The sequence below is a fragment of the Humibacillus sp. DSM 29435 genome, assembly GCF_001758225.1.
In the GTDB taxonomy this organism is placed as follows: domain Bacteria; phylum Actinomycetota; class Actinomycetes; order Actinomycetales; family Dermatophilaceae; genus DSM-29435.
Genome location: NZ_MAST01000011.1, coordinates 101,365 through 108,578 on the forward strand (window position 1 = coordinate 101,365; position 7,214 = coordinate 108,578).

The 7,214-nt window shown below is 68.6% G+C and carries 7 protein-coding genes and 1 pseudogene; 2 read left to right on the forward strand and 6 right to left on the reverse strand.

The window, feature by feature from the left end; genetic code table 11:
• Positions 1 to 132: 132 nt before the first annotated feature.
• Genes BA895_RS09160 through BA895_RS09175 form a run of 4 tightly spaced genes read right to left on the reverse strand, consistent with a single transcriptional unit; the run spans position 133 to position 2,299 of the window.
• Positions 133 to 429: a DUF4235 domain-containing protein gene (locus BA895_RS09160; protein WP_070191584.1), complete on the reverse strand. Its 297-nt coding sequence runs from the start codon at positions 427 to 429 to the stop codon at positions 133 to 135.
• Complete coding sequence (locus tag BA895_RS09165; RefSeq protein ID WP_070191585.1) at positions 419 to 1,543, reverse strand: YihY/virulence factor BrkB family protein; 1,125 nt, start codon at positions 1,541 to 1,543, stop codon at positions 419 to 421. Before BA895_RS09165 ends, BA895_RS09160 begins: the two co-directional genes overlap by 11 nt.
• Positions 1,540 to 1,890 carry a DUF3618 domain-containing protein gene (locus BA895_RS09170; protein ID WP_070191586.1) on the reverse strand — a complete coding sequence of 117 codons (351 nt, stop codon included), beginning with the start codon at positions 1,888 to 1,890 and terminating at the stop codon, positions 1,540 to 1,542. Before BA895_RS09170 ends, BA895_RS09165 begins: the two co-directional genes overlap by 4 nt.
• Positions 1,877 to 2,299 (reverse strand): phage holin family protein, encoded by a 423-nt coding sequence (locus BA895_RS09175; RefSeq protein ID WP_070191587.1) that lies wholly within the window; start codon positions 2,297 to 2,299, stop codon positions 1,877 to 1,879. The genes BA895_RS09170 and BA895_RS09175 overlap by 14 nt, the downstream gene beginning before the upstream one ends.
• A 467-nt stretch (positions 2,300 to 2,766) precedes the next feature.
• On the opposite strand from BA895_RS09175, the gene BA895_RS09180 reads away from it, so the two are divergent.
• Entirely contained in the window at positions 2,767 to 4,455 is a 1,689-nt protein-coding gene (locus BA895_RS09180; RefSeq protein ID WP_070191588.1) for an HNH endonuclease signature motif containing protein, read from the forward strand.
• A 697-nt stretch (positions 4,456 to 5,152) separates the two neighbouring features.
• On the opposite strand, the gene BA895_RS24895 is transcribed toward BA895_RS09180, so the two are convergent.
• Both BA895_RS24895 and BA895_RS23070 read right to left on the reverse strand, forming a co-directional pair.
• Positions 5,153 to 5,371: a hypothetical protein gene (locus tag BA895_RS24895; protein ID WP_139142585.1), complete on the reverse strand. Its 219-nt coding sequence runs from the start codon at positions 5,369 to 5,371 to the stop codon at positions 5,153 to 5,155.
• A 257-nt stretch (positions 5,372 to 5,628) separates the two neighbouring features.
• Positions 5,629 to 6,333, reverse strand: a pseudogene (locus tag BA895_RS23070) (IS1634 family transposase); the annotation flags it as partial.
• A gap of 100 nt (positions 6,334 to 6,433) precedes the next feature.
• On the opposite strand from BA895_RS23070, the gene BA895_RS09190 reads away from it, so the two are divergent.
• Positions 6,434 to 7,214, forward strand: a 781-nt coding sequence (locus BA895_RS09190; protein WP_175442283.1) for a transposase, incomplete at its 3' end; no start/stop codon positions are given.

Sequence of the window (7,214 nt, forward strand, 5' to 3'; positions counted from 1 at the left end):
GAGATCAGAGGTCATCGGCGGCGCTGCTGAAGGCCGGGCGGCTCATCGGGGGAGGTTGCTGACTCAACTCTCGGTGCGCCTGCCGACTGCGTCAAGAGCAACCGCTACTGGCCGGTAACCCCTGGTCTCCGGTCAGTTGCCGGGCCACTCCCCCGTCCAGCGCTGGAAGAGACGCGCGCCGCCACGGTCGGCCAGGGCCTTCACGGTGGCGAAGACGAGACCCTGCAGGGCGGCGGCGACGAGAACCTCCCGCAGCCGGTACTCCGACTCCAGCGGGTCGGGGGGGTCGGCTCGGTCGCCCGGGGTGGCCCGCTTGTAGATCGCCTTGACGAGCACGCCCGAGAGGGCGCCGGCTGCGATGCTCCCGACCAGCCCCACAGGGCGGTAGAGGATCTTCGCCGAGGTGCTGGCCTTCGTTTCACTTGGCACGTGAATCTGCCTCCGTTTCTTGGTCTTCACCGTTGGACTCGCGCAGCCTGCGGCCACGCTCGACGTCGTCCTGATGCTGCTCGCGGGCCTTGTCGATCTTGGTGGTGTCCCGCGGAGGCAGCTGCACACTCTCCTCAGCCACAATCCCGGCCTGAAGCTCGCGGCCCCGTTCGAGCTCGGCGTCGAGCTCGGCGCCGAACAGCAGAGCGAGGTTGGTGATCCAGAGCCACAGCAGGAAGACGATGACGCCCGCGAGAGAGCCGTAGGTCTTGTTGTAGCTGGAGAAGTTCGTCACGTAGAAGCCGAAGCCGGCCGAGGCGACCACCCAGATGAGAATGGCGACGACCGCTCCGAGGCTGACCCACCGGAACTTCGGCTGCTGCACGTTGGGAGTGGCGTAGTAGAGCAGCGCGACGATCACGACGACCACCACGAGAATGACCGGCCACTTGGCGATGTTCCAGACCGTCACCACGGTTGAACCGAGCCCGATCGCGTCACCGACCGACTGGGCGACCGGCCCACTCACCACCAGGGCCAGAGCGACCAGCGCCACCAGGAGCACGACGATGAGGGTCACCAGCAGCATCACCGGGCGCAGCTTCCAGAACGGGCGCCCCTCTCCGGTCTCGTAGATGCGGTTGAGCGCCCTGCCGAAGGAGCCGACGTACCCGGAGGCCGACCAGAGCGCGGTCGCGATTCCGATCACGAGCGCGAAACCTGCGCCGGACGACGTGCTGAGCGACTTCAGCACGGGTTCGAGCGTGTCGACCGCCGAACCAGCCCCGAGCTCACGCAGGATGCCGGTCAGGGTCGTGACCGTCTCGTCACTCTTGCCGACCAGGCCGACCAGGGAGAGCAACGCGATCGCTGCCGGGAAGATCGCCAGCACGCCGTAGTAGGTCAGCGCGGCGGCCAGGTCGGTGCACTCGTCTTTGCTGAACTCGCGAACCGTCTTGCGCGCCACAAACTTCCACGACGCCGGTTTCACGTCGGCCACCGACTGCGGCTTGGCGTTGCTGTCGGGGTCGGGGGCCTCGGTTCGGGCCTTGGCGGAGTTCGAGTCGGCCTCGGCCGCCGTCGTCTCTGCGGAGGCCTCAGTTTTCGTGGTCATCGGCGCCGGCGCCAGAGCAGCACGGCCACCACCAGGGCCACGGCCACCACCGCTGCGGCAACCGCGCTGGCCTCGACGGTGGGCTTGCCGGCGTCGTCGGTGGCGGCATCCTTGCCCTGCGCAAGGGCGAGCTTCGCCTTGTCGGCCGAGTCGTGCAGGGCCTGCGTCGCACGCTCCTTGGTCTCGGCCAGCTGGTCGCCTGCTCGTGCCTTGACGTCGAGCTTGGCGGTCAGGGCGTCGACGGTCTCGGCCATCTGCTCGCGCGTCTGCTGCAGATCGGCCTGGATCTCCTCGACGCTCTTGCCCGCAGTGCCAGCGGGGTGCTCAGTGCGCTCAGTGGGAGTCACGGTGGGTTCCCTCCTTCAGGGTTTCTACGTCGGCCTTGAGGCTCGCGGTGGTCTTCTCGACAGGGGGCGTAGCGCCAGATACCTGCTTCTTGCCGACGAGGGCGAAGATGCCGGCCACCACGAACAGCGCCACGGCCACGATCAGGGCCGCGAGCCATGCCTCGACCACGAGGGTCAGCGCCAGAATCGCCGCAGCGACGAGGGCACCGACCCCGTAGAGGGCCACGACGCCGGCGCCACCGAACAGCCCGACGCCGATGCCGGCGTGCTTGGCACTCTGGGTGACCTCGGCCTTGGCCAGCGCGAGCTCACCGCGCACGAGGTCGGACAGCTCGCTCGACAGCTGCGTCACGAGCTGCCCGGTGGACGGCTCGGGCTGGTGGCCCGCCTGGGCCTGCGTTTCGGTCATGGGTGTCTCTCCTCGGTGTCGCCGGCGGCCGACGCACGGGTCCGCGTCTCACTCACCGCGGCGACGAGTGACCTGTCAGTACCCCGACCGGCCGCTCACGAACCATCTGGCGGCGATCAGCTCGCGACACCGAGATCGTCACGAGGCCACCCTGCGGGCCCTGCCTCGCGATGGCGCCCAGCGGTACGGGTCCAGCCGCACGGGTTCACGCGCCGCTCCCCCACCCCCAGGTCGAGTGGCCACTTTCGTACAGTCGAGTGGCCACTTTCGTACCGCGCGGTTGGCACCTTCGAGGGCTCAGAGGTGCCAGACGCACAGCCCAGCGTGCGGTTGGCACCTCTGGCACTAGGCAGGTGCCGACCGCGTAGCGTCGCGCCAGCGGTACCCAGCTGAGTGGCCAGTTCGGTTGTGGACGAGTCGGTTTCGTGGTTGGGGCAGTGTCAGTGGTGGCCTCTAGGGTTTGAGTCATGAACAACGAGGGTTCGCTTCTCGAGAGGCTCCGGCAACAGCTGGACGACCAGTCGAGCCAGCGCCGAAACGGCGGAACGGCGACAGCCGGGTTCTGGTCGACCCCCATCCCGGATGCCGCAGAGCCGGCTCCGTCGGATGCCGCGGAGCCCGCACCTGGGGCCGCAGAGCCCGCCCCCTGTGCCGCTGACCCAATGTCGTTGGAGGCTGCCTCGTCGGGTTCGGCCGGCCAGGAGCAGCCGGTACGGGAGTTCCCGGCGCCGTTGACGATCCACTGGGCGAACTGGTCAAACGTGAGTGGCGCGTACGCGTCGGGGTTCGCGTTCGCGGCCGCGAGCCTGGACCGGCCTCAGATGGAACCGGCCCGGATGAGCGAGGGCGATCTGCTCGAGTCGGTGACCCAGCTCGGCGCCGTGGAACACCACCGCGAGGTCAACCTCGTGCGCCTGGTCACTCAGCTCGAGGCCCGTGGGGTGGCTTCCCCGGGCGGGTTGTGCCGGGTCGACTGGTTGCGCACGGTCGACCCCACCCTGACCGCCAGCGCTGCCAAAGCGGTCGTCACGTGTGGGGACGCGTTCAACGAACCTCGCTGGGCCCAGTTGCGCGAGGCCGTCACCGGCGGAACCTCCGGCAACACCGGCACCGCGGCTAGGGCCAGACAGGCCGAGCGGGTCACCGTCGGTAAGGCCGCACAGGTCATCGACTTCTTCCACCACCTCAAGCCCGTGGCTGACCCCGACGACCTCGAGCAGGCCGTCACCCACCTGACCGAACAGGCTTCCGGCCTGCGGTGGGAACAGCTCGCGAAACTCGCCCGTGAGCTGTCCGACCAGGTCAGGCCCCCGAAGGACGCGGACGAGCACGACCAGAAACGACGCGGCGGCCGCGGCCTGTGGTTCACCGGCCCGAACGCAGCCGGGATGGTCGGAATGACCGGCACCCTCGACCCCGAAGGCGCCGCGACCCTCAAAGCCGCCATCGACCCCCTCGCCGCGCCACGCCCCCTCACCGATGGAGAGGGGGTCAAGATCGAGGACGACCCCCGACCACCGCACCAGCGCCGGATGGACGCCCTGCTCGACCTCGTCGCCCGCGGTGTCACCGCCCCCGGGGCAGTCCCCTCGACGGACAAGGCCAAGATCGTCGTCACGATGGGCTTCGAGACCTTACGCGACTGGGCGGCCCGAGGCTGCCCACCCGACTGGGCCACCCGCGGCGGCGGCAAGGGCACGGCCGGGAAGAACGGCGCGGCGGGCAAGAACGGCGTGGCGGGCAAGGGCGGGAGCGGGTCGTGCCTGAGCGGTGACGTGCTCAGCGCGGCCATCGTGCGCCGGCTGGCGTGCGACGCCGCCATCATCCCCGTCGTGCTCGGCTCCGACTCCCAACCATTGGACCTCTGTCGGGAAGAACGCCTCGTCACCCGAGCCATGCGCACCGCCCTCTGGCTCAGAGACGGCGGCTGCTCCTTCCCGGGCTGCTCCACCCCCGCTCAATGGACCGACGCACACCACGTGCGGCATTGGATCGACGGCGGAACCACCTGTCTCGGCAACCTGGCCCTGTTGTGCCGACGACACCATGGGTACGTCCACGAGAAGCACCTCACCGCGACCATCACCGACACCGGCGTCACCTGGCAACACTGGCACACCACCTTCGCCACCGGGCCACCCGAACCCAGGCCCTGAACGGGCGTTCGCCTAGCGACCGGTCGACGACGCACATCGGCTTACCCACCAGTCGTCGGCGCGCCACCTACGGTCAGCGCCCGCGAGCGCCGGCCTGCTCCACGGCATCCTCGCGCGGAGCAGCCGACTGTTCGGTCGAGAGCCCACGACGTGCCGAAGGGCCCCTGACCGGCGTTTCCGCTGGCCAGAGGCCCTTCTGTGCAGGTGGTGGCAGGTGAAGGATTCGAACCTTCGTAGCTCTCGCGACGGATTTACAGTCCGGTTCACCCGAGACGCTCACCAGCGCAAACGCCGCGGCGCCCAAAACTTGGTCACGAATGACGCACAGACGCTCGGCGCGAATGGCTTACAGCCATGGTTCACCGAACACGTCGCACACCTCTTCTTCGGGACCGGGTTCTGTTGCGCCGGGTGCACCGTGCCCACTCCAGCCGTACTGAAGCGTGCCACGGAACTGTCCCGCGCACTGTGTTTCTGGCCCCACACGCCGACGCAGTCGGCTAGGAGGGCGCTGAACAAGGCTGTTCTCGGGCTGGCCACTACACGGGCCATGGCCTGAGTCGTCGCCGGTCGGCCGTGAGTCGTGGTCGGGTCGGGCGCGGATATCGGGACTGGGCGTTCACCAGATTGGTCGGTGGCGCTCGGAGGGTCTCTGGCGGGTATGGACCCGCCCAGTTCCACCCGATTACCCTGCCTGTCAGGCCGTTTCGGGGGCCAGCGCCCACATTCCTGTCCTGTAGGTGGGTCTCCGGCCGACCAGATTGCGCAGGTTGAGTCCGGCGGTGCGTCTCGACAGCCAGGCGTGGTTCTTGGTGGTGCCGAAGTAACGCAGTTTCGGGTGACGGCTACCGCGGCCGGCGACTTGAGAGATGACCCGTTCCACGTTCGGCCGGAACTTTCGGTACCTCTCCCGCAAGTCAGGGTCATCAGCCCAGTCTCGGCGGGCCTGCGTAGCGGGCCGTCATGCTCGTGCCGCCCGGTCTTGGACGTGGTGCACCGGGCGGCCAGCGGGCAGTCACGGCACAAGGCCGCGATCGCGAGCATCGAGGAGGGCGCGTGGACCACGATCGAGTACACCGACGCGATCCGTGACGAGGCCACCGGGAAGTGGATCTCCCGTTCGGCCCGAGTCACGCCAATTGAGTGTGTCGGCCATTCGGTGTTGGTCGCGGCGAGGATGTCGCGGGCGGTGTCGGTGAGGCGGTCGGCTGCGGTGTGTTGATGGCCGGCGATGGTGAGGGCGACTTGCTGCAACGGGCGTAGCGTCGCGACGATCTTTCTGATGCTCATCCCGGTCTCGTTCTGCAGGTGACGGGCTACGGCCAGGGCCGCGAACACGATGGTGAGGTGAGCTTCGATCGCGTCGCGGGTGTGGTGGAAGATCGGCCGGGCTCGTAGGTCGGTCTTACTCATCCGGAACGAGGCCTCGACGTGCCACAGGTCGTGATAGTCGCCGATGACCTCACTGGCGGGCATCACCGCCGCGGGGATGTTCGTGACATAGCCCTTGAGCCCGACCAGACGCCTCGCCCGCGCCAACGACGCCTCGTCCAGGGATGCGGCCCCGTTGCTGGTCTTGACGAATCGTGGTGTGCGGGCGGCCTTCTCCCCGGCGACGACAGCCTTGGCGCGGTTCTCTTGCAACGTCAACGTTCGGGCGTCTCGGACGGCGCGTTTGCGCGAGTAGGCCCACACCGCCCGCCAACAGGTGGTGTGCGCGCCCGGGTCCCACACCGGTTCAGCCTTCTTAGCCGCGTCGTTGACGCCCCGCGCGGCGGCCGTGGACACCCTCGGTGTGATCGTGTCGATGAACTGCCCATCGGTGAACGCGTCACCGTGCCACCGGAAGTGCGAGGCCAGGTCCGCCGGAGCCTTACTGGGCTCTTCGTACTTGAGCGGGGCGCCCGGTAGTTGATGGGGCTCGTGGCCCCGACATGCTGTTGGTCTCTCACAACGCGACAACAGCGAGGCCACGAGCATGAACGAGGGTACGTCAGTGCTGCTCGGGCTGGAGGGCGAGTTCGCCGTCTTACAGCTCGAACGAATCGACCCGGACACGGTGAAGATCGTCATCGAGGTGATCGACCGGGAGTGCGCTTGCCCGGCCTGTGGGGTACTCACCTCGAGGGTCAAGGAGCGGCCGCTGGTCCGGCTCAAGGACTTACCCGCCTCAGATCAACGCACTGAGCTGTGGTGGCTCAAGCGACGCTTGGTGTGCCGCGAGCCGGCCTGCGCGACGGGCACGTTCACGCAGCAGTCCACCGCGGTCCCCGCCCGGTCGCGGCTCACGACCCGGCTGCGGGAGAAGATCGGCACCGCGATCGCGTCCGGCAACCGCGCAGTCAGCGAGGTCGCGGGCGAGTACGGCATCGCATGGGCAACGGCGCATCGGGCGCTGATCGTGCTGGCTGCCCGGTGGCTGCCCGAGCCGGAACCCACCCGCGTGCTCGGCATCGATGAGACCCGCGCCCGGTCAGTGCGGTGGGTCCTGGAAGAAGCCGGGTGGAAACGCTCCGACCCGTGGATGACCTCCTTCGTCAACGCCGACCCTGCCGTGCCGGGCCGGCTGCTCGGGCTCACGCCGGGACGCTCCGGTGCGTGCGTGAGCTCATGGCTCGCGCTACAAACACCAGCGTTCAGGGCCGGGATCGAGCTGGTCGTGATCGACCCGTCCGCGCCGTACGCGGCCGGGATCCGCACCGCCCTACCGACCGCCCGGGTCGCGGTCGACAAGTGGCACCTCGTCGCCCTCGCCAACC

Bases quoted from the DNA above. Each gene is read 5' to 3' on its own strand.
- BA895_RS09175 (WP_070191587.1), bottom strand. From the start codon at position 2,299: ATGACCGAAACGCAGGCCCAGGCGGGCCACCAGCCCGAGCCGTCCACC.
- BA895_RS09165 (WP_070191585.1), bottom strand. From the start codon at position 1,543: ATGACCACGAAAACTGAGGCCTCCGCAGAGACGACGGCGGCCGAGGCC.
- BA895_RS09180 (WP_070191588.1), top strand. From the start codon at position 2,767: ATGAACAACGAGGGTTCGCTTCTCGAGAGGCTCCGGCAACAGCTGGAC.